The organism is Janibacter sp. GXQ6167, from assembly GCF_041365945.1.
In the GTDB taxonomy this organism is placed as follows: domain Bacteria; phylum Actinomycetota; class Actinomycetes; order Actinomycetales; family Dermatophilaceae; genus JBGFSK01.
This window is the reverse complement of the sequence record NZ_JBGFSK010000003.1, coordinates 133,590-154,701: the sequence shown is the minus strand read 5'-3', so window position 1 is coordinate 154,701 and position 21,112 is coordinate 133,590. Positions and strand designations below refer to the sequence as shown.

The following is a 21,112-nucleotide window of genomic DNA, read 5'->3' as shown; positions in this document are numbered from 1 at the left end:
CATGCCCAGCCCCGGACCTCGACACGTCCTACTGGCCGGCGGGGGGACCGCCGGCCATGTTTCTCCTCTGCTCGCGCTTGCCGATGCGCTCCGCCGCCGCGACCCGCAGGTGCAGGTGACGGCGCTCGGCACCGAGGTTGGTCTGGAGTCCCGACTGGTCCCCGAGCGCGGCTATCCCCTCGCGATCGTGCCCAAGGTGCCGATGCCGCGCCGTCCGGGCAGGGCTCTGTTCCGGCTGCCTGGTGCGCTCCGGGATGCGGTCCGGGCCGCGGAGGAGGCCATCGAGTCCTCCGAGGCCGAGGTGGTCGTGGGTTTCGGCGGGTATGTCTCGACGCCCGCTTACCTGGCCGCGCGGCGCAAGCGCGTGCCGATCGTCGTCCATGAAGCGAACGCCCGGCCGGGTCTGGCCAATCGCCTCGGCGCGCGGATGACCCCCTTCGTCGCGACCACCTTTGCGCGGACGCCCTTGCGCGGGGCGCGGGTCCTCGGCCTGCCGCTGCGGCACGAGATCGCGACCTTAGACCGCGCTGCCCGCCGCGAAGAGGGGCGCGCGACCTTCGGCTTGGACCCGGACCTGCCGACCGTGCTCGTCACTGGCGGCTCGCTGGGTGCGCAGCGGCTCAACGAGGCCTTCGCGGCGAGCGTGGGGGCGCTTAGTTCATCGGGGATCCAGGTGCTCCACGCGACCGGAGCCGGCAAGGAATTCGTCGCCTCGGGCGCTTCGGGTGCCCCGTATGTCGTCGTCCCGTACCTGGATCGGATGGATCTGGCCTACGCCGCCGTTGATGCCGTGGTCTGCCGGGCCGGGGCCGGGACGGTGTGCGAGCTGACCGCGGTCGGTTTGCCGGGGATCTACGTGCCGCTACCGATCGGCAATGGTGAGCAGCGGCTCAACGCGACCGGAGTCGTCGAGGCCGGGGGAGGACTCCTCGTGGAGGACGCCGAGGTGACCCCGGCGTGGGTTGCCGAGCAGGTCCCCGCTCTCGTCGGAGACCCCGAGCGGGTCGCCGCGATGTCGCGTGCCGCGGCCGCGGTGGGGGAGCGCCACGCCGACGAACTCCTCGCCGACCTGGTGGCCGAGGCGGCGGCCTCGGCGCGAGGAGGCGAGCGCCGATGACCCGCAGCTTCACACCGCGCTTCGATGTCGATGCCCCGATCCCGCCGCTCGCTGGGCTCGGGCGGGTCCACGTCCTCGCGGTCGGGGGTGCGGGGATGTCGGCCGTCGCACGACTTCTCCTCCAAGCCGGCCTCCGCGTGAGTGGCTCGGATCAACGCGATGGCGCGGTGCTGCAAGCCCTGCGCGAGGCGGGCGCGACGATCTTCGTCGGCCACGATCCCGCCCACGTCGACGGCGTCGACACGATCGTGGTCAGCTCGGCGATTCGGGCAGACAACCCCGAGCTGATGCACGCTCGGGAACTGGGCCTGCCGGTGCTCCACCGGAGCCAGGCCCTAGCGGCGGCGATGGGCACGCAGTGGCGGGTGGCGGTCGCCGGCGCTAACGGCAAGACGACCACCTCGTCGATGCTGACATCCGCGCTCAGCCACGCAGGCCAGGACCCCTCCTTCGCGCTCGGCGGTGAGTTGACCGAGCGCGCCACCAACGCCGCGCTCGGTGGCGGCGCGGCCTTCGTGGCCGAGGCGGACGAGTCCGACGGATCCTTCCTCGTTTATCACCCGGACGTCGCCATCGTGACCAACGTCCAACCGGACCACCTCGACTTCTACGGCACCTACGAGACGGTGCAAGAGGCTTACCGAGAGTTCGCCTCGACGATCCGCGATGGGGGTCTCCTCGTCGCCTGCGCCGATGACCCCGGCTCGGCCGACTTGGCGCAGAGCGCCCGCGCCGATGGTGGGCGGGTGATCACCTACGGCTTCGGCCAGGACGCCGACCTGCGCCTCACCGGCCTCGACCTCGATGGCCTCGGTTCGCGTGCCACCCTCACCGACGGCGGGGTGCCCCGCACGCTGCACCTGCAGGTCCCGGGGGCGCATAACCTGCTGAACGCCGCGGGCGCCTATGCCGCTGCCACCCGCGGGCTCGGCGTCGATCCCGAAGCCATCCTCGCTGGCCTCGGGTCCTTCGGCGGGACACGGCGCCGTTTTGAAACGCGGGGCACCGCGCGCGGCGTGGTCGTCGTCGACGACTACGCCCACAACGCGGGCAAGGTCGAAGCGGTCGTGCGGACCGCCGCCCAGATCGCGGCGCCGGGCAAGTTGCGGGTGATCTTCCAGCCCCACCTGTATTCGAGGACCCGAGATTTCGCCGCGGGCTTCGCGGCCGGCCTCGCACCGGCCGACCAGATCATCCTGCTCGATATCTACGGCGCTCGCGAGGAGCCCATCGACGGGGTCTCCTCCGAGCTCATCGCGGCCCCCCTTCGGGCCAGCGGGAAGGCCGTGGACGTCCTGGGCCGCGAGCAGGCGGTGGCCGCCGTGGTGGATCAGGCGCGCCCGGGCGATCTGATCCTGACGATCGGGGCCGGCGACGTGACCGAACTACCGGCAGCAATCCTCGCGGCCCTGGCGACGGAGGGGCGATGACCACGCGGGGCCACGACGACCCCTTCGCCCATCGCGCCAGCGCTCACCGGGCCCGCCGACGCCGCCGATTCCTGATCGCTGCGGTGAGCGTGGTGGTGCTCGCCGCGCTGGCGTGGGTCGTGGGTTTCTCACCGGTCCTCGCGGTCAACCAGGTCGAGGTCGAGGGCGCCGACCCGGCCGACCGCGCTCGAGTGAACACGGTCGGCGAGCAGTGGACCGGCACACCGCTCGCGCGGGTCGATACCGACCAGGCAGCGGCCGAGGTCGCGGCCCTGCGCGGCGTCGCTCACGTACGGGTCGAGCGAGCCTGGCCCAATACGCTGCGCCTCGTCGTGACGAGCCGTGAGCCAGCGCTCGCCGTCCGCACCAACGGCAAGCTCGACCTCGTCGATCACCATGGCGTGCGCTATCGCACGGTAACCAAGGTTCCGAAGGGAGTCCCTGAAGTTCGAGCCGAGGGTGAGGCAGAGGTGAGCCAGCACGCGGTCAGCGCCGCTCGCTCGATGCTCGCCGCGCTCCCTGCGGATCAGCGCGCCAAGGTCCGTGATGTTCGTGTCGATGCGGCCCAGGCCGTGACCTTCCGGATCGGCTCGACCACGGTGGTCTGGGGTGACGCCAGCGATCCGGAGCTCAAGGTCAAGGTGATGGAGATCCTCTTGGCCAAGAAGCCGAAGCGGATTGACCTCACCGCCCCCAATGACCCGGCGACGACGCCGCGCTAGCCAGACGAGCCGGCATTTCCCAGGCGGCGGGTGCGACACGCGCGAATGTTCTTGAAAGGGCTGTGCCGCCCACCTAACGTCATCGGCACACCGGCCGTGACCAAAATGTAACCCTCAAGTTTACCTTTAGGTTTTGGTTTGCGGAAGGGGTGCGACCGAGAACAACACCAGACTTTTTACTTTCTTTCGCAGTGCAGGACGTCAGGAGACCCCGCCGTGGCATCACCCCAGAACTACTTGGCCGTCATCAAGGTCGTCGGCATCGGCGGCGGCGGTGTCAACGCCATCAACCGGATGATCGAGGTGGGCCTTAAGGGTGTTGAGTTCATCGCGATCAACACCGACGCCCAGGCCTTGCTCATGTCCGACGCCGACGTCAAGTTGGACGTCGGCCGCGAGCTGACGCGCGGCCTCGGTGCCGGAGCGGATCCCGAGGTCGGTCGCAAGGCCGCCGAGGATCACGCCGAAGAGATCGAAGAGGTGCTCAAGGGCGCCGACATGGTCTTCGTCACCGCAGGGGAGGGCGGCGGGACGGGTACCGGCGGAGCGCCGGTCGTCGCCAAGATCGCCAAGGGCCTCGGCGCGCTCACCATCGGTGTCGTCACCCGGCCCTTCACCTTCGAAGGGCGACGCCGGGCCAACCAGGCCGACGCGGGGATCGGGCAGCTGCGCGACGAGGTCGACACCCTGATCGTGATCCCCAACGACCGGCTGCTGTCAATCAGCGACCGCAATGTCAGCATGCTCGATGCCTTCCGCAGCGCCGACCAGGTGCTGCTCTCCGGTGTCCAGGGGATCACCGACCTCATCACCACGCCGGGTCTGATCAACCTCGACTTCGCCGACGTGAAGTCGGTCATGCAGGGCGCCGGCTCCGCCCTGATGGGGATCGGCTCGGCCCGCGGAGAGGACCGCGCGGTCCAGGCCTCCGAGCTCGCCATCTCCAGCCCGCTGCTCGAGGCGAGCATCGACGGGGCTCACGGCGTGCTGCTCTCGGTCCAAGGTGGCAGCGACCTCGGCCTCTTCGAAATCAACGAGGCGGCACGGCTGGTCCAAGAGGCTGCTCACCCGGAGGCCAACATCATCTTCGGTGCGGTCATCGATGATGCGCTCGGCGACGAGGTGCGGGTCACCGTCATCGCTGCCGGCTTCGATGGTGGCGCGCCGGCCAAGCGCACCGAGGCCCAGGCCCGCTCTCTTGGATCTGTTGGCGAGTCCCGCCCCGCACCCGCGCCCGCTGCCGCTCCGGCGCCGGCTGCGGCACCGCCCGCGTCGCAGCCCGTCTCGCACGAGGCTCCCGGCGAGGCGGTCGAGGTCGACGAGCACGCCCCGGTGCACCCCGTCGACCCCGCGCCGGCCCCGGTCCCTTCGCGTCCCTACACCCCGCGCGAAGATGACCTCGACGTGCCCGATTTCCTCAAGTAGTCACCCTTCGTGCTCTCGTGGCGTGAAGACGACGGTGAGGTGACGCTGGCCTTCACCGATCGTGGCGATGGGCGCAGTGAGGGCCCGTACGCGGGGCTCAACCTCGGGTCGCACGTCGGCGATCGGCTGGAGGACGTGCGGGCGAATCGCGATGCGGTGGCGCGGGCGCTCGGGGTCACGAGCGTCGTGTACATGAACCAGGTTCACGGCGCGGAGGTGGCGCAGGTCGATCAAGGCTCGGTGGATCACCCGCCGACCGCTGACGCGATGGTGACGACCGAGGCCGACCTCGCGCTTGCGGTCTTGGTGGCCGATTGCACCCCCGTGCTGCTTAAGGACGAGCGCGCAGGGGTGATCGCGGTGGCTCATGCCGGCCGCCCGGGGATGATGGCGGGCGTGATCCCCGCCGTCATCGAAGCGATGCGTGACCTCGGAGCCCGCGAGATCGAGGCCACGGTGGGCCCCTCGGTGTGCGGCCGGTGCTACGAAGTGCCGGAGCCGATGCGCGCCGAGGCCGCCTCGGTGAGCCCGGCCGCCTCGGCGGTCACCTGGATCGGGACCCCCGCGATCGATGTCGCCGCGGGGGTGGTCGAGCAGTTGCACGCCGGCGCCGTCCCAGTCACCTGGGTGCCGGGATGCACGCGCGAGCGAGACGACCTCTATTCGTATCGGCGCGACGGCGTGACGGGCCGTACCGCCGGGGTGATCGTGAGGCGTCACCAATGAGCTCGCGGCGCGAGGTGCTCGCCGAAGGCCTGGCCGAGGTTAACCGGCGGATCGGGGCGGCCTGTGACGCCTTTGGGCGACCCCGCGATGACGTCGACCTCATCGTGGTCACCAAGACCTTCCCCCGCAGCGACATCGACCTGCTCGCCGAACTTGGCGTGCGCGACGTGGGCGAGAGTCGCGAGCAGGAGGCCCGCGTCAAGGTCGAGCAGGGTGGGCTCCCGCCGGACCTGCGATGGCACTTCATCGGTCAACTGCAGTCGAAGAAGGCCGCCGCGGTGGCGCGATGGGCCGATGTGGTCCACTCGGTGGACCGCGCGAAGGTGATCGCGCGGCTCGCCCGGTCCGCCGCCGAATCCGGACGCGATCTCACCGCGCTCGTCCAGGTCGATCTCGACCCGACCCCGCAGCCCGGACGCGGTGGAGCCCGCCCCGACGAGGTCCGCGCGCTCGTCGATGAGATCGCCGCGAGCGGTCTGCGACCGGGTGGGGTGATGGCGGTCGCTCCGCTCGGGGCCGACCCACGCGAGGCCTTCGAGCATCTTGCGGGGATCGCCGAAGAGGTCCGCCGGGACCATCCGACGGCGCGCATGATCTCGGCTGGGATGAGCGCCGATCTGGAAGCCGCGATCGAATTTGGGGCGACACACCTGCGTGTCGGGACCGCAATCCTCAAAGAACGCGAGTCACACGGGTAACTTCAGTCACGACCGAACACGCCGCCACACGGGACGAACTGGCTGCACAAGGGAGAGACATGGCTGGGGCACTGCGCAAAACGATGGTCTACCTCGGGCTCGCTGAAGACGAGCGGTACGACGCCGAGTACGCCGACGACGGGTACGACGAGGGTTACGAGCAGGAGGCTCCTTATGCCACCCACGAGCCGCGGGCCCAGGTGACCCCCCTTCGGCCGGTGGCGCCGATCCACGATGCCGAGGTGGCCCCCTTGAATCGCATCACGACCATCCACCCGCGCACCTACAACGACGCGCGCGCCATCGGGGAGAGCTTCCGCGCGAACACCCCGGTGATCATGAACCTGACGGACATGGACGATGCCGACGCCAAGCGCCTGGTCGACTTCGCCGCCGGTCTGGTCTTTGGTCTCCACGGGTCGATCGAGCGGGTCACCAACAAGGTGTTCCTTCTCTCACCCGAGCACATCGAGGTCGACGCCGAGGGTGCCGCCGCCGAGGCCGGTCCTGCCCGCGGTCTGTTCAACCAGAGCTGAACGAGCCGCGAGTAACCATCGGTTCGATCGTGCGCGGGCTCTTAAGCAGCGCTCCTCGATTTGATCCAATAGAGCCATGAGCACGGTCCGCGCGATCCTTCACCTGATCCTCTTTGTGTATTTCGTCGTCCTATTGGGGCGCTTGGTGCTGGAGTGGATCCAGGTCTTTGCCCGCCAATGGCGGCCCCGCGGCCCACTGCTCGTGATCGCCGAGACCGTCTACACGCTGACCGATCCGCCGTTAAAGGCCGTGCGCAGGGTCGTCCCACCCCTGCGCATCGGCGGCGTGGCGATCGACCTCGCCTTCTTGATCGTGCTCCTCGTCGTTTCCTTGTTGTTACGAATCGTCTAGTCTGAACAGGTGAGACACGTCCGGGCGCGACGCGCGGACGTCTCACTGTGTGCTGTTTCAGCTGGTTCCCCAGCTCACCGTTGATGAGGAGTAGATGATGGCGCTGACGCCCGAGGACGTCCTTAATAAGACGTTTACGCAGACCCAGTTCCGTCGTGGCTACGACGAGCGCGAGGTCGATGACTTCCTCGACGAGGTCGTCGCGGAGATGCGACGCATGGTCAAGGAGTCCGAGGACCTGCGGACCCGGGTCGAGGACGGTGGCGCTGGAGGCAACGCGGCCGGTGCGGCTCCTCAGGAGCTCGCGGCCATGACCCGGCAGCGCGACGACGCCCAGCGTCGTGGCGAGGACCTGTCCCGTCAGCTTGACGACCTTCGCTCGCGGTTGGAGCGCGAGAAGGGGGCCCGCGTCGACGCCGAGTCCCGCCTCGCCGACCTCGAGCAGCGTCAGGCACGTGCGGACCAGGAGCAGGCCCGCGAGGTCAAGGATGGCCAGGCCCGAGTCGCGAGCGCGCAGGAGCAGGTCGAGCGCATCGAGCGCGAGTCCAAGGAGCGCATCGAACTTGTGGGTGCGCGCGCCGAAGAGGCCGAGCGCGCCGCCCAGGAGCGGATCGCTCGGGCCAACGCCGCGGCCGAGCGCGCCGAGGCCGAGGCCACCAAGCGCCAGCAGGAGGCGGCCAACCGCCCGGCCCCCGAGGCCGCAGCGCCCGCGGCCGCCCCGGCCAATGACATGGCCGCCGCTGCCGGTGTCGGCGGGACGTCGGCTACCGGCCTGATCGCCCTGGCGCAGCGCCTGCACGACGAGCATGTCGCCGAGGGTCAGACCACCCGCGACAAGCTGGTCGCCGAGGCTCGCTCGCAGCACGACACGCTGATCTCGACCGGTCAGCGCCGCCACGACGAGTTGATCGCGACCGGCCAGGCTCAGCACGATGAGCTGGTCGCCACCGGTCAGCGTCGCCACGACGAGCTCGTCTCCTCCGGCCAGTCCCAGCATGACCAGCTCGTCGGCGAGGGCACCAGCACCCGCGACCAGTTGGTCGGTGAAGCGCGAAACCGCGCGACGGGCATGGTGACCGAGGCGGAGAACAACAAGAAGAAGATTCTTGACGACCTCACCACCCAGCGCGAGGGGATTGAGCGCCAGATCGCCGAGTTGCGTTCCTTCGAAAGCGACTACCGCGGTCGCCTGAAGGCGTACATCACGGGTCAGCTGAAGGACCTCGAGTCGACCGGTGCCAGCACCGAGCAGGCTCACCAGCACTGACGCCACCTGGCGTGGTAGACCACGCACAAAAAAAGGGGCCGAGCACCGGAGCGGGTGCTCGGCCCCTTTTGTTGACGGCGAGTTAAGTGGCCGCCAGGGGCTCGGAGCGCCTATCCTCAGGCCACCGAAGGCGCTGTAGGGCGCCTTCGACTGCGGCTGACCAGGTAAGGGACGGGGCATGGCGACCAAAGCGGCGAAGAAGAGCGCCAAGAGCACGACGGGCGCGAAGAAGGGCGGGGGCGGAGACCGGTCCCGCCTGTTGGTGCGCGAGGACGAGTCCCCGTGGACCGCCGCAGAGCTCAAGGCCGTGCGCCGAGACCTCCAAGAAGATGTCGACCACCTGCGGGCCGAGATCGCAAGCGCCGAGCACGAGATCGTTGATCTCATGCGCGACACGGTCGAGGGCGCCGGGGACGACCAGGCCGACGCCGGTGCGAAGACCTTCGAGCGGGAGCAGGAGATCAGCCTCGCCAACAACGCTCGCGCGATGCTGGATCAGGGTCTGCATGCTCTGGAGCGGATCAAGGATGGCACCTACGGGGTCTGTGAGGCCTGCGGCGAGGCGGTCGGCAAGCTTCGACTCCAGGCCTATCCGCGTGCGACCCTGTGCGTGCGATGCAAAACGAAACAGGAACGACGCTGACCGGCGAGACACCCACAACGACACCGTCCCGCCAGGTCGAAGGGGGCTCCTCGCGCCTGCGGTGGGCGATGGCCGCGATCGCGGTGATCGGGCTGATCGCCGATCAGGCGAGCAAGGTCTGGGCCTTGAGCGCGCTCGCCGATGGACACCGGGTGCCGGTCGTGGGCGATCTGCTCAGCTTGCGGTTGATCCGTAACTCCGGGGCCGCCTTCTCCCTTGGCAACGAGGTGACCTGGGTGATGACCGCGCTCGCGGTGCTGATCACGCTCGGGATCATCTGGGCCGCGAGGAAGCTCACCCACCCCGCGTGGGCGATCGCCCTCGGGCTGATCCTCGGGGGATCGCTCGGGAACCTGATCGACCGCTTCTTCCGCGAGCCCGGACCCGGCCGCGGGCATGTCGTGGACTTCATCGACTACGCCGGCTATTTCGTCGGCAATGTGGCCGATATCTGGATCGTGGTCGGGGCGGTGCTGGTCGTTGCCCTCATGATCAAGGATGTCCCGCTCGGCGGGCCGAAGGGGGAGCAGTGAGCCAGACCCGTAATGTCCTCATCCCAGACGGCCTCGAGGGGGAGCGGGTCGATGCCGCGATCGCCCGGCTGTTTGGTCTGTCCCGGACCCGCGCTGCCGAGCTCGCGAGCGCGGGCCATGTCGTCCTCGACCACAAGGTGGTGGCCAAATCCGAGCGGGTGCGCGCCGGGGCCCACCTGGAGGTCACCCTGCCCGCCGCGCCAGTGAGCCCCAGCCTGGAGGTCGTCGCCGAGCCGGTACCCGGGATGCGGATCATCCACGATGACGACGACATCGTGGTGGTCGACAAGCCCGTGGGCGTTGCCGCCCACCCGAGCGTCGGCTGGCAGGGCCCGACCGTCCTCGGCGGACTCGCCGCGGCGGGATACCGGATCAGCACGAGCGGAGCGAGCGAGCGCCAGGGGATCGTCTCGCGGCTCGACGTCGGGACCTCGGGCCTGATGGTCGTCTGCAAGAGCGAGTACGCCTACTCGGTGCTCAAGCGGGCCTTCAAGGAACGCCGGGTCGATAAGACGTACCACGCGCTCGTCCAGGGCCTGCCCGACCCGCACGCTGGCACGATCGACGCACCGATCGGGCGTCATCCCGGTCATGACTACAAGTTCGCCGTGATGGACTCGGGCAAGCACGCCGTCACCCACTACGAATTGCTCGAAGCCTTCCGTCACGCGTCCCTGCTCGAGGTGCACCTCGAGACCGGACGGACTCACCAGATCAGGGTGCACATGGCCGCCCTTCGGCATCCGTGCGTCGGGGACCCGCTGTATGGAGCAGACCCGGTCCTCGCCCGGTCCCTTGGCCTCGAGCGGCAGTGGCTCCATGCCATGGGCCTTGGCTTCACCCACCCCGGGACGGGCGAGTACGTGCACTACGAGAGCACCTACCCCGAGGACCTCGCCGCGGCCTTGGAGCGTCTCACTCCGGCCTAGCGGGTCGCTGCGACCGGTTGTCGGCCCGCGGATCTAGAATCGAGCGCGATGTCGATGCTGCCCCGTGAGAAGAACTTCGTCCACCTCCATAACCACACCGAGTACTCGATGCTCGATGGTGCGGCCCGGGTGGGGGATATGTTTGCCATCGCCCAGGAGATGGGGATGCCGGCGATCGCGATGACCGATCACGGCTACCTCTTCGGGGCCTACGAGTTCTGGTCCACGGCGCGCAAGTACGACGTCAAGCCGATCATCGGCCTCGAGGCCTATGTCACCCCGGGCACTCACCGCACCGACCGCGAGCGGCGCACCTGGGGCGAGCGGGGGCAGGAGCGCGATGACGTCTCCAACCGCGGTCTCTACACCCATATGACCCTGCTCGCGCGCGATAACGCGGGGATGCACAACCTCTTCCGGATGGGCTCGCAGGCCTCCTTGGATCAGGTGTACGCCAAGTACCCCCGGATCGACAACGAACTGCTCAGCACCTACGGCAAGGGCCTGATCGCGACGACCGGCTGCCCCTCGGGGGAGATCCAGACGCGGATCCGCCTCGGCCAGTACGACCAGGCTCGCCAGGCGGCCTCGGATCTCAAAGACATCTTCGGTGCCGACAGCTTCTACTGCGAGCTCATGGAGCACCACCTCGACGACGACATCGAGCGTCGGGTCCGTAAGGATCTGCTCCGACTCGCGAGGGACCTCCAGCTGCCGCTGCTTGCGACCAATGACCTGCATTACGCGACCCAGGCCGACGCCCAAGCGCACAGCGCCCTGCTCTGCATCAACTCCGGCGCGACCCTGCACGACCCCAACCGCTTTAAGTTCGGCTCGGATGAGTTCTACATCAAGTCGCCCGCCGCGATGCGCGAGCTCTGGCGCGAGTTGCCGGAGGCGTGCGACAACACCCTGCTGATCGCCGAGCAATGCGATGTCTCGTTCACCGAGGGCGAAGGGCGCTACATGCCGCGCTTCCCCTGCCCCGAAGGGGAGGACGAGACGAGTTGGTTCATCAAGGAATGCGCGAGCGGGCTTGCCCGTCGCTTCCCCGATGGGGTGCCCGATTACGCGCAGCGCCAGGCCGCGTATGAGCAAGAGGTGATCATCGGCAAGGGATACGCGGGGTACTTCCTCGTCGTCGCCGACTTCATCAACTGGGCCAAGCGCCAGGGCATCCGAGTCGGTCCGGGACGAGGCTCCGGCGCGGGGTCCATGTGCGCGTACGCCATGGGGATCACCGACTTGGACCCGATCCCGCACGGGCTGATCTTTGAGCGCTTCTTGAACCCCGAGCGGGCCTCCATGCCCGACTTCGATGTCGACTTCGACGAGCGCCGGCGCGGCGAGGTCATCCGCTATGTCACCGAGAAGTACGGCGACGACCGGGTGTCCTACATCGTCACGTACGGGACGATCAAGGCCAAGCAGGCCGTCAAGGACGCCTCCCGGGTGCTCGGCCACCCCTTCTCCGTCGGAGAGACCCTCACCAAGGCGATGCCCGCCGATGTGATGGGCAAGGGCGTGCCGCTCACCGGGATCTATGACCCAGAGCACCCCCGCTATGACGAGGGCAAGGAGTTCCGCGATCTCGTCGAGACCGAGGGGTACTATGGCGAGGTCGTCGAGACCGCGCGAGGGCTAGAAAACCTCAAGCGCCAATGGGGGGTCCACGCCGCCGGCATCATCATGTCGAGTGAGCCCTTGATCGATGTCATCCCGATCATGCGGCGGCTGCAGGACGGGGCGGTCATCACCCAGTTCGACTACCCGAGCTGCGAGCAGCTGGGCCTGGTCAAGATGGACTTCCTCGGCCTGCGCAACCTCACGATCCTCGACGACGCTATCCGCGGCATTAAAGAAAACCGCGGCGAGGACATCGACCTCGATGAGTTGTCCAAGGACATGACCGACCCGGCGACCTATGCGCTGTTGGCGCGCGGCGACACCCTCGGGATCTTCCAGCTCGACGGCGGCGGGATGCGCTCCCTGCTGCGCTTGATGCAACCGGATAACTTCGAAGACATCTCGGCCGCGCTCGCGCTCTACCGGCCGGGCCCGATGGGTGTTAACGCGCACACCAACTTCGCGCTGCGCAAGAACGGCAAGCAGGAGATCATCCCGCTCGACCCGGCCCTAAAGGGCAAGTTGCAGCCGGCGATGGTCGACGCGCTCGACCCGATCCTCTCGATGACCTACGGCCTGGTGATCTACCAGGAGCAGGTCATGGAGATCGCCCAAAAGCTCGCGGGCTACACCCTCGGTAACGCCGATCTGCTCCGCCGGGCGATGGGCAAGAAGAAGAAAGAAGTCCTCGACGCCGAGTACGTCCCCTTCTCCGAGGGGATGAAGGCCAACGGCTACAACGAGGCCTCGATCGCCGCCCTCTGGGGCGTGCTCGTCCCCTTCTCCGACTACGCGTTCAACAAGGCGCACACGGCGGCCTACGGCCTGGTCTCGTACTGGACCGCCTACCTCAAGGCGAACTACCCGGCCGAATACATGGCGGCGCTGCTGACGAGCGTGCGCGACGACAAGGACAAGTCCGCCCTCTACCTCAACGAGTGCCGCCACATGGGGATCAAGGTGCTCCCGCCGGATGTCAACGCCTCGGTCGCCGACTTCGCGGCGGTCGGGACCGATATCCGCTTCGGCCTTGAGGCGATCCGCAATGTCGGGCGCCATGTGGTCGAGGAGATCGTGGCCGCGCGCGAGGAGAAGGGGGACTTCACCTCCTTCGACGATTTCCTCGCCAAGTGCCCGGCGGTCGTCTGCAACAAGCGCACCATCGAGTCCCTGATCAAGGCCGGCGCCTTCGACGAACTCGGCCACCCGCGCCAGGGCCTTGCGATGGTGCACGAGGAGTACGTCGACGCCTTCGTTGGGCAAAAGCGTCAGGAGGCCGTCGGCCAGGACAGCCTGTGGGATCTCTTCGGCGACGACGCCGGCGATCAGGGGCCAGCGGGGATCGAGGCGATGGGCCTGCGTCCCATCCCGAGCGTGGAGTGGGATAAGCGCGCCAAGCTCGCCAACGAGCGCGAGATGCTGGGCCTCTACGTGAGCGATCACCCGCTCTTTGGCATCGAACATGTCCTCCAGCGCGCGGCGGACACCGAGATCGCGACCTTGATGGACCCCGACGGCGAGACCCCGGATGGGCGCAGCGTCACGGTCGCGGGCCTTGTCACCTCGTTGCAGGTCAAGCGCACCAAGAAGGGGGACCTCTGGGCGATCGCGACCGTCGAGGACCTCCAGGGCGCGATCGAATGCCTCTTCTTCCCCAAGACCTATATGACCGTCCAGACCTTGCTCACCCAGGACATCGTCGCGGTGGTCCGAGGCCGGGTGAAGCGCCGCGATGACTCGGTCTCGATCTTCGCCGAGGACCTGCGGATCCCGGAGGTCACCGACGGGCCGCGCGGCCCGATCGTGCTGACGATGGATGTCGCTCGGGCGACCACCGGTCGGATCGAAGAGGTGAAGTCGGTCCTCGCTCGGCATCCCGGAGGGACGGAGGTGCGGATCAAGCTCGTCCAGCCGGGCCGCTCGGTCACGATGACCGTCGACCAGTCCTACCGGGTCGAAGCGAGCGAGGCCTTGATCGGCGACCTCAAGGTGCTCCTCGGGCCGCGGGCGGTCACCGCATGAGCATCGATCCACCGATCGCCGCGCGGCGCGCGCACCGCCGTGAGCATCACGGCGAGGTCGTCGATGATGCCTACGAATGGCTGCGCGACGCCGATGATCCCGCGGTCCGTGCCTATCTCGCCGCCGAAAATGACTACGCGGAGGCGATGACGGCCCACCTCGAGCCGGTCCGCGGCGCGATCTTCGACGAGATTCGCTCCCGCGTCCAAGAGAGCGACCTCACCGTCCCCGTGGCGAGCGGCCCCTGGTGGTACTACACCCGCACCGTCGAGGGGCAGCAGTACGCGCTCCACTGCCGCGCTCCGATCGCCGGCGCCCGCGAGGTGCCGGTCCTCACCGACGGGTCGGCCCTGCCGGGGGAACAGATCTTGATCGACGGGGAGGCGCTCGCCGAGGGTCACGATTTCTTTGAGATCGGTGCCTCCACCGTCTCGGCCGATCACCGCCTGCTCGCGTACTCCGTCGATGTGAGCGGCGATGAGCGCTACGACGTCACCGTGGTCGACCTCACGACCGGGGAGATCCTCGATCGCGCGGTCACTGGCATCGGCTACGGGCTCGCCTTCGCCGGCGGCGGCCGCGAACTGCTCTACACCCGCGTCGATGACGCCTGGCGCCCGCACGAGGTCTGGCGTCACCAGATCGGCGCCTCGGCTGAGGCCGACGAGTTGGTCTTCAGCGAGCCGGACGAGCGCTTTTGGATCGGTCTGGATACCTCCCGCGATGACCGCTGGGTGTGCCTGGCGATCGGGAGCAAGACCACGAGCGAGTGGTGGCTCGCGGATGCCATCGAGCCCGGTGCAGCGTTTCGCTGCGTGACCCCACGCCGCGACGGCGTCGAGTACGGCGTCGAGGTGGCCCGCGATCACCTCCTGATCGTTCACAACACCCACACCCGCGAGGGCGAGCTCGCAATCGCGCCGCTCACCACCGAACGCGCCGACCAATGGCAACCCCTGCTCGAACCCGGCGAGGGCGAGCGCTTCCTCGGGGTCGAGGCCTTCGACCGGGTCGCGGTGCTGGTGCTGCGTCACGGGGGACTGCCCACCCTTCGCCTCCTCCCGCGGCTGGGGGAGGGCTACGACACGCCGAAGGCGGTCACCGTCCCCGGAGATCTCACCGCCATCCACCTCGGCGACACGCCGGAGCCCTCGACCGATCGGCTGCGGATCGTCACCGAGTCCTGGACGCAACCGCGCCGGGTGAGCGACCTGGTGCTCGCGACCGATGAGGTGATCTTGCTGCGTGAGCAGCCGGTGCGCGGTGAGGTCGACCTCGGGGCGTTCCGCGCCACCCGCGAGTGGGCCACGGCCCCGGACGGGACGGCAGTGCCCCTCACGATCGTGCGCCACCGCGATGTTCAGCCCGATGGGTCCGCTCCCGGGATCCTTTACGGCTACGGCGCCTACGAGATCTCGATGGACCCCTATTTCTCGGTCGCCCGGCTGAGCCTGCTCCAGCGCGGCGTCGTCTGGGCGGTCGCGCATGTGCGCGGGGGAGGAGAGCTCGGGCGCGGGTGGTACGACGACGGGAAGATGGCGGCCAAGGCCAACACCTTCAGCGACTTCGTTGCCTGTGCCGACCACCTCGTGCAGTCAGGCTGGGTCGCGCCCGATCGCCTTGCGGCAGAAGGGGGTTCAGCCGGTGGCCTGCTGATTGGGGCCGCCGTGAATCTCGCGCCCGATCGCTTCGCCGCGGTCCACGCAGCAGTTCCCTTCGTGGATGCCTTAACGACCGTCCTGCGCCCAGAACTCCCGCTGACGGTGATGGAATGGGAGGAGTGGGGAGACCCCCTTCACGACGCCGAGGTATACGCGCGGATGCGGGCCTACAGCCCCTACGAGAACATCGCGGCGCGAGACTATCCGGCGATTCTTGCGACCACATCGCTGAACGACACGCGGGTGAGTTACACCGAACCGGCGAAGTGGATCGCCCGGTTGCGCGCCACCGTGACCAACGACCCGGTGCGCCGGCCGATCCTGCTTCGCACGGAACTCGAGGCGGGACACGGCGGCCGATCCGGGCGCTATGACGCATGGCGGCAGGTGGCCTGGGAGTGGTCGTGGCTGCTCGATCGCATCGGAGCGGCACGCCCCTAGGAATTCCACCCTAAAGGAGGTATGCCGTTTTGATATCAAGCAATCCCCCATTGCGGCATAGCGGCGCACTAACGTCTCAGTATGTGAAGGCCCGGCGAAGCGCCGGGCCATGATGTGAAAGGTGTGATGAACCGTGGGTTTGGGCATCATCGGTTGGATTATCATCGGTGGTCTCGCTGGCTGGATTGCGAGCAAGATCATGGGAACCGATGCTCAGCAGGGCATCATTCTCAACATCGTCGTCGGCATCGTCGGCGGTCTGCTCGGTGGCTGGATTCTCGGCCTTCTGGGCGTTGACGTCGAAGGCGGCGGGCTGATCTTCAGCTTCCTCACCGCCCTGGGTGGCGCGTGCGTGCTGCTCTTCCTCGTCGGACTGGTGACTGGGCGTCGCCGCTAAGACGCCATTTGAGCGCTAAAGCCGCGGCACACCCGATCATCGGGTGCGCCGCGGCTTTGGTGTGTCAGGGCGCTGGCCAGCTCTAGACCGGATCATCCTCACCGCTTGGGGCCCACGCGGCGGCGAGCTCATCGATCCGGTTTAGGCGGACCTTGAGGTCATCGAGGTCAAGGGTGGTGTCGGGACCGATCACGGCGTCGATCCCGCTCCTGATCCGCTCGCTCTGCCCGACGAGCGCGTCGAGCACGGTCATCAGGCCCGCAGTGTCGGGGGCGGCGGCGAGCAGGTGCATCGGGATCGCCCGCAGCGCATCGAGCCCGGAGCGGATCCGCGCAGTCAGAGCCGATGCGGCCTGCTGGTCGGCGGCGACATCGGCATCGACGATCGAGCCGAGAGCTGCGGTCAGGCTTTCGGCGGCGTGGCGCGACGACGGCAGGTCCTCGCGCCCCGCGACTGCGGCCGCGACGAACCGGGCGATCGCCTCGGCCTGGAGCCGAGCGATGGCGGTGGTGAGACGCAGCCGCTTGCGCCGTGCCATGACCTCATCGAGGACGGGCCAGGTGTCCTCGACCGCTCGGCTCGCGGCCACGATTCGCTCCCGCGATTCCTCGTCGTCGATGAGCTCATCGAGTTCGGCGAGGTGCGCGCGCGCCCGGCGGAGGTCACGGCGCAATCCGTCGACCCCGGCGAGCGAGGCGCCGACGGCGTCGGCGAACACGCCGAGCTCCGCGCGCAGGGTGGCGATCTCGGCGAGGAGCGCGTCGGCACCCGGGTCGCCGACCTCGGTCGGGACCTCGACAGCTCCCCCTTCGCGCGCCGCCACTTCGACCGGAACGAGGTCGAGTTGGAGTTCGTCGTAGTCGGCGAATCCCTGGTCTCGGAGCGCTTCGCCAAGGAGTGCGCGACCGAGCATTCCGACCTCGTGCGCGGACCGACCGGCAGCTCGGGCAGCACGCTCCTGCTCCCGCAGACTCTGATAGAGACCGGAGAGCAGATCGCGGGCCTCGAAGTTCACCGGGCCAGAGCGCACCGACAGGTAGCGGTCACCATCGATAGGGGTGATCGTGGCGAAGGCCCAATACGAGCTGCCGTCTCCTGCGAGGTTACGGACGTAGGCGCAGACCGGTCGCCCTTCGCCGAGCATGTCCCACATCGAGGCGAACACACCGGCCGGCATGTCGGGGTGGCGAATGATGCTGTGCGGCGCCCCGATCAGGTCCTCGCGCGAGTAACGGGCGTTGCGAACGAAGACCTCATTGGCCTCGTCGATGACGCCACGCGAATCGGTGGTCGAAAAGAAGAGGTCCTCGGGGGGCACCTCGTGGGTCGCTCCGGTGGGCGTGGCGGGCATCGTCGCTGGGTCGTCCTTTTCTGGCGTGCAGGGGATCGGCGGTCACGCTACCAGCGGTTCACCTCGGGATTTGTTCTCCACCCGAGCCGGACTCCGCGCCCGCAAGGTGGCGCTGCATGGCGCGCGTGAAGGCCGCTTGCGCGGCGCCGAAGTTGGTCGCGGGGTCGCACCGGCCGGCCATCGTGGGGTCTGGCTCGAGGACCTGCGCTCCCTGGCGACCCCATTCGTCGCGGACCCACTCTGCGAAGAAGTGCTTGGCGCGCTCGGCGAGGTGATCCGGGGGTTGGGCCTCGTTGCGGTGGTCGAGCATCGCCTGCGCGAGCTCGGTGATGCCATCGCCACGGCGGGCGGAGGTCAGGAGCACGGCAACGCGGTCGGCGTCGAAGGGACGAGCGAGCCACAAGGCACCGCGCAACTGGTAGTAGGCGGCGCTCGCCCCGGGCGTATCGGCCTTGTTGATCACGAACGCGTCAGGGATCTCGACGATCCCGGCCTTGATCATCTGGACGTCATCGCCGCCGCCGGGGGACATGACGAGGTAGACGGTGTCGGCGAGGTACTTGATATCGGCCTCGCTCTGGCCGATCCCGACGGTCTCGACGAGGACGTAGTCGTAGAGCGTGGTCAGGGCCCGAACGACGAGGTAGGTCGGGGGCGCGAGACCCCCGAGGGCGGTCACCGAGGCCTGGCTGCGGAAGAACAGTCTTGTCTCCTCGACCGACGTGCGCATCCGGGTGCGATCGCCGAGCAGCGCGCCCTTGGTCACCTGGGACGACGGGTCGACGGCGACCACCGCGATCGTCGCCTCCGGGTCGAGCCGGAGCATCTCGCGGGTGGTGGCCGCGAGAAGGGAGGACTTGCCGGCGCCCGGAGTACCGGTGACCCCGATGATCGTGCTGCGGTGGCCGCGCTGGCGAGCCTCCTCTTCGAGGTAGGCCAGAGCATCGTCTCGGGCCGACGCCGAGGCGGCGCGGGTGTCCTCCATCAAGGACACCAAGCGCGCGACCGGGTGCCGCTTGCCGCTGCGCGCTGCCCGGGCGAGGGCGGCGCCATCCATTAGGACTGGGCCCTCGCTTCGAGGATCGTCACAAATGACTCCATGATGTCCATCAAGTCGTAGTCGGCGGGGGTGAAGATCTTCTCGACGCCGAGATCGGTCAGCTTGGCGAAGTCGCCCTGGGGGATGATCCCGCCGAAGACAACCGCGATGTCGTCCTTGGCCCCTTCGGCCTCCAGCCCCTCCATGATTTGGCGGGCCAGCGCGACGTGTGATCCGGAAAGGACCGAGGCGCCGATGATGTCGGCGCTCTCTTCGACGGCCGAGCGCACGATCTCTTGCGCGGAGAGGCGGATCCCGGAGTAGACGACATCGAAGCCGACGTGGCGCGCGGAGACCGCGATCACCTCGGCGCCGTTGGAGTGGCCATCGAGGCCGGGCTTGCCGACCACGATGCGGGGGCGGTGCCCGAGCTGCTCGGAGAGGGTTTCGATCCGGTCGCGCAGGGACTGGACGCGGTCGCCTTCGAGCCCGAGCTTTTGCCCGTCGACGCCGGTCGCCGGGCGGTACTCGCCAAAGACCTCGCGCAGGGCATTGGCCCACTCACCGGTCGTCACCCGGGCGAGCGCGCACTCGATCGAGGGCTCCATCATCGACTCACCGGAGCGGGCCGCGGCCTTCAGCGCCTCCAAGCTCGCCTGGGCCTTGGCCTCGTCGCGGGTCGCGCGGGTGCGCTCGAGGTTGTCCAGGGACTCCTGGGCCGATTCGTCGGTGACGGTGAAGAGGCCACCGTCGTCTCCGGAGAGCAGCGGCGACTCGATGCCATCGGTCCAGCGGTTGAGGCCCACGACGAGCTGCTCGCCGGCGTTGATCCGGCTCATCCGCTCGGACATCGACTTCACGAGCGCCGACTTCATGTAGCCGTTTTCGATGGCGCCGATGACGCCGCCCATCCCCATGATCTTGTCGATCTCGGCGTACGCCTCGGCCTTGAGGGCATCGACCTTGGAGCGCACGACGACGCTCCCTTCGAACAGGTCGGGGTACTCGAGCAGGTCGGTTTCGTAGGCGAGGATCTGCTGGAGCCGAAGCGACCACTGCTGGTCCCACGGGCGGGGAAGGGAGAGGGCCTCGTTCCAGGCGGGCAGCTGCACGGCACGGGCGCGCGCATCCCGCGAGAGCGTGACGCCGAGGGCTTCGATCAGGATGCGCCAGGCGTTGTTCTCGGGCTGGACTTCGGTCAGGCCCAGCGAGTTGACCTGCACGCCATAGCGGCAGCGGCGGTAGCGCGGGTCCTGCACCCCGAACCGGTCGCGGGTGATCTCCTCCCACATCTCGGTCATCGCGCGCATCTTGCACATTTCTTCGACAAAGCGGATGCCGGAGTTGACGAAGAAACTGATTCGGCCGACGGAGCGCTCGAAGTCGGCTTGGCCGATGTTGCCGCGCTCCTTCAGCAGGTCGAGCAGGCTGATCGCGTTGGCCAGGGCAAAGGAGAGTTCCTGGACTGGGGTCGCGCCGGCCTCTTGGAGGTGGTAGCTGCAGATGTTGGAGGCATTCCAGGACGGGACCTCCGAGAGGGTGAACTCGTACATCTCGGCGATGATCCGCAAGGAGGCCTCGGGCGGGTAGATGTACGTCCCGCGGGCGAGGTACTCCTTGATCAGGTCGTTTTGGGTGGTGCCCTTGAGTTCCGCGACGTCGACCCCGCGCTCGCGGGCCAACGCGACGTAGAGCGCGAGCAGCCACATGGCGGTGCCGTTGATCGTCATCGAGGTATTCATCTCTTCGACCGGGATCTGGTCGAAGAGGATCTCGAAGTCGTCGAGGCTGTTGATCGGGACGCCGACCTTGCCCACTTCGGGCCGGGCGATCGGGTCGTCAGAGTCGTAGCCGCACTGGGTGGGCAGGTCGAAGGCGATGGACAGGCCGGTCTGCCCGCGCGAGAGGTTGTCGCGGTAGAGCTCATTGGAAGCGCGAGCGCTGGAGTGGCCCGCGTACGTGCGGATAATCCACGGACGATCGGTGGTCGGCTCGCCGGCCTTGTCGTAGAGGATGTGGGCCTGGCGTTCCGGCTGAGAAGTCATGCGCTCGATCTCCTAGGTTGGTCCGACTGACCCCATTGTGATCGACCCCGCCCGGCAATCAGAGGGCGGGTGACTTGATCTTCGACACGTCTGCACGACGGGGAGGGGGTGAGCCGGCGGAGGATCAGGGCGGCCACTCGTCGGCGCCGAGT

The 21,112-nt window shown here is 68.2% G+C and carries 18 protein-coding genes; 15 read left to right on the top strand and 3 right to left on the bottom strand.

Going from position 1 to position 21,112, the window contains the following annotated elements; genetic code table 11:
- The first annotated feature begins 1 nt into the window (after position 1).
- The 15 genes from murG to AB8K43_RS05645 all read left to right on the top strand — a co-directional run bounded on the left by murG (position 2) and on the right by AB8K43_RS05645 (position 16,525).
- Positions 2 to 1,117: an undecaprenyldiphospho-muramoylpentapeptide beta-N-acetylglucosaminyltransferase gene (gene murG / locus AB8K43_RS05715; RefSeq protein WP_370892360.1), complete on the top strand. Its 1,116-nt coding sequence runs from the start codon at positions 2 to 4 to the stop codon at positions 1,115 to 1,117.
- The gene (gene murC, locus AB8K43_RS05710; RefSeq protein WP_370892358.1) at positions 1,114 to 2,547 is read left to right on the top strand and encodes a UDP-N-acetylmuramate--L-alanine ligase; all 1,434 of its coding nucleotides are present in this window, start codon (positions 1,114 to 1,116) and stop codon (positions 2,545 to 2,547) included. The genes murG and murC overlap by 4 nt, the downstream gene beginning before the upstream one ends.
- Positions 2,544 to 3,269, top strand: coding sequence for a cell division protein FtsQ/DivIB (locus AB8K43_RS05705; protein ID WP_370892356.1), 726 nt, complete (start codon positions 2,544 to 2,546; stop codon positions 3,267 to 3,269). Before murC ends, AB8K43_RS05705 begins: the two co-directional genes overlap by 4 nt.
- Positions 3,270 to 3,485: 216 nt before the next feature.
- Positions 3,486 to 4,694, top strand: a complete 1,209-nt coding sequence (ftsZ, locus tag AB8K43_RS05700; RefSeq protein WP_370892354.1) for a cell division protein FtsZ — start codon at positions 3,486 to 3,488, stop codon at positions 4,692 to 4,694.
- 9 nt (positions 4,695 to 4,703) lie between these two features.
- On the top strand, positions 4,704 to 5,420 hold the full coding sequence (pgeF, locus tag AB8K43_RS05695) for a peptidoglycan editing factor PgeF (protein ID WP_370892352.1): 717 nt from the start codon (positions 4,704 to 4,706) through the stop codon (positions 5,418 to 5,420).
- Positions 5,417 to 6,118 carry a YggS family pyridoxal phosphate-dependent enzyme gene (locus AB8K43_RS05690; protein ID WP_370892350.1) on the top strand — a complete coding sequence of 234 codons (702 nt, stop codon included), beginning with the start codon at positions 5,417 to 5,419 and terminating at the stop codon, positions 6,116 to 6,118. Before pgeF ends, AB8K43_RS05690 begins: the two co-directional genes overlap by 4 nt.
- 59 nt (positions 6,119 to 6,177) lie before the next feature.
- Positions 6,178 to 6,654 (top strand): cell division protein SepF, encoded by a 477-nt coding sequence (locus tag AB8K43_RS05685; protein WP_370892348.1) that lies wholly within the window; start codon positions 6,178 to 6,180, stop codon positions 6,652 to 6,654.
- Between the two features lie 76 nt (positions 6,655 to 6,730).
- Positions 6,731 to 7,006, top strand: coding sequence for a YggT family protein (locus AB8K43_RS05680; protein WP_370892346.1), 276 nt, complete (start codon positions 6,731 to 6,733; stop codon positions 7,004 to 7,006).
- A gap of 97 nt (positions 7,007 to 7,103) precedes the next feature.
- Complete coding sequence (locus AB8K43_RS05675) at positions 7,104 to 8,273, top strand: DivIVA domain-containing protein (RefSeq protein ID WP_370892344.1); 1,170 nt, start codon at positions 7,104 to 7,106, stop codon at positions 8,271 to 8,273.
- A 178-nt stretch (positions 8,274 to 8,451) separates the two neighbouring features.
- On the top strand, positions 8,452 to 8,916 hold the full coding sequence (locus AB8K43_RS05670) for a TraR/DksA family transcriptional regulator (RefSeq protein ID WP_370892342.1): 465 nt from the start codon (positions 8,452 to 8,454) through the stop codon (positions 8,914 to 8,916).
- Positions 8,889 to 9,449 (top strand): signal peptidase II, encoded by a 561-nt coding sequence (gene lspA, locus AB8K43_RS05665; RefSeq protein ID WP_370892340.1) that lies wholly within the window; start codon positions 8,889 to 8,891, stop codon positions 9,447 to 9,449. Before AB8K43_RS05670 ends, lspA begins: the two co-directional genes overlap by 28 nt.
- Positions 9,446 to 10,378: an RluA family pseudouridine synthase gene (locus AB8K43_RS05660; RefSeq protein WP_370892338.1), complete on the top strand. Its 933-nt coding sequence runs from the start codon at positions 9,446 to 9,448 to the stop codon at positions 10,376 to 10,378. Before lspA ends, AB8K43_RS05660 begins: the two co-directional genes overlap by 4 nt.
- Before the next feature lie 48 nt (positions 10,379 to 10,426).
- The gene (dnaE, locus tag AB8K43_RS05655; RefSeq protein ID WP_370892336.1) at positions 10,427 to 14,026 is read left to right on the top strand and encodes a DNA polymerase III subunit alpha; all 3,600 of its coding nucleotides are present in this window, start codon (positions 10,427 to 10,429) and stop codon (positions 14,024 to 14,026) included.
- Positions 14,023 to 16,128, top strand: coding sequence for a S9 family peptidase (locus tag AB8K43_RS05650; RefSeq protein WP_370892334.1), 2,106 nt, complete (start codon positions 14,023 to 14,025; stop codon positions 16,126 to 16,128). Before dnaE ends, AB8K43_RS05650 begins: the two co-directional genes overlap by 4 nt.
- A gap of 133 nt (positions 16,129 to 16,261) precedes the next feature.
- Positions 16,262 to 16,525, top strand: a complete 264-nt coding sequence (locus AB8K43_RS05645) for a GlsB/YeaQ/YmgE family stress response membrane protein (RefSeq protein ID WP_370892332.1) — start codon at positions 16,262 to 16,264, stop codon at positions 16,523 to 16,525.
- 82 nt (positions 16,526 to 16,607) lie between these two features.
- Here AB8K43_RS05645 and AB8K43_RS05640 read toward each other — a convergent pair whose 3' ends face one another.
- The 3 genes from AB8K43_RS05640 to AB8K43_RS05630 are packed head-to-tail and all read right to left on the bottom strand — an operon-like array spanning position 16,608 to position 20,960.
- Entirely contained in the window at positions 16,608 to 17,876 is a 1,269-nt protein-coding gene (locus AB8K43_RS05640; RefSeq protein ID WP_370892330.1) for a PAS domain-containing protein, read from the bottom strand.
- A gap of 58 nt (positions 17,877 to 17,934) precedes the next feature.
- The gene (locus AB8K43_RS05635; RefSeq protein ID WP_370892329.1) at positions 17,935 to 18,933 is read right to left on the bottom strand and encodes an ArgK/MeaB family GTPase; all 999 of its coding nucleotides are present in this window, start codon (positions 18,931 to 18,933) and stop codon (positions 17,935 to 17,937) included.
- Entirely contained in the window at positions 18,933 to 20,960 is a 2,028-nt protein-coding gene (locus tag AB8K43_RS05630; protein ID WP_370892327.1) for a protein meaA, read from the bottom strand. The genes AB8K43_RS05635 and AB8K43_RS05630 overlap by 1 nt, the downstream gene beginning before the upstream one ends.
- Positions 20,961 to 21,112: the final 152 nt, after the last annotated feature.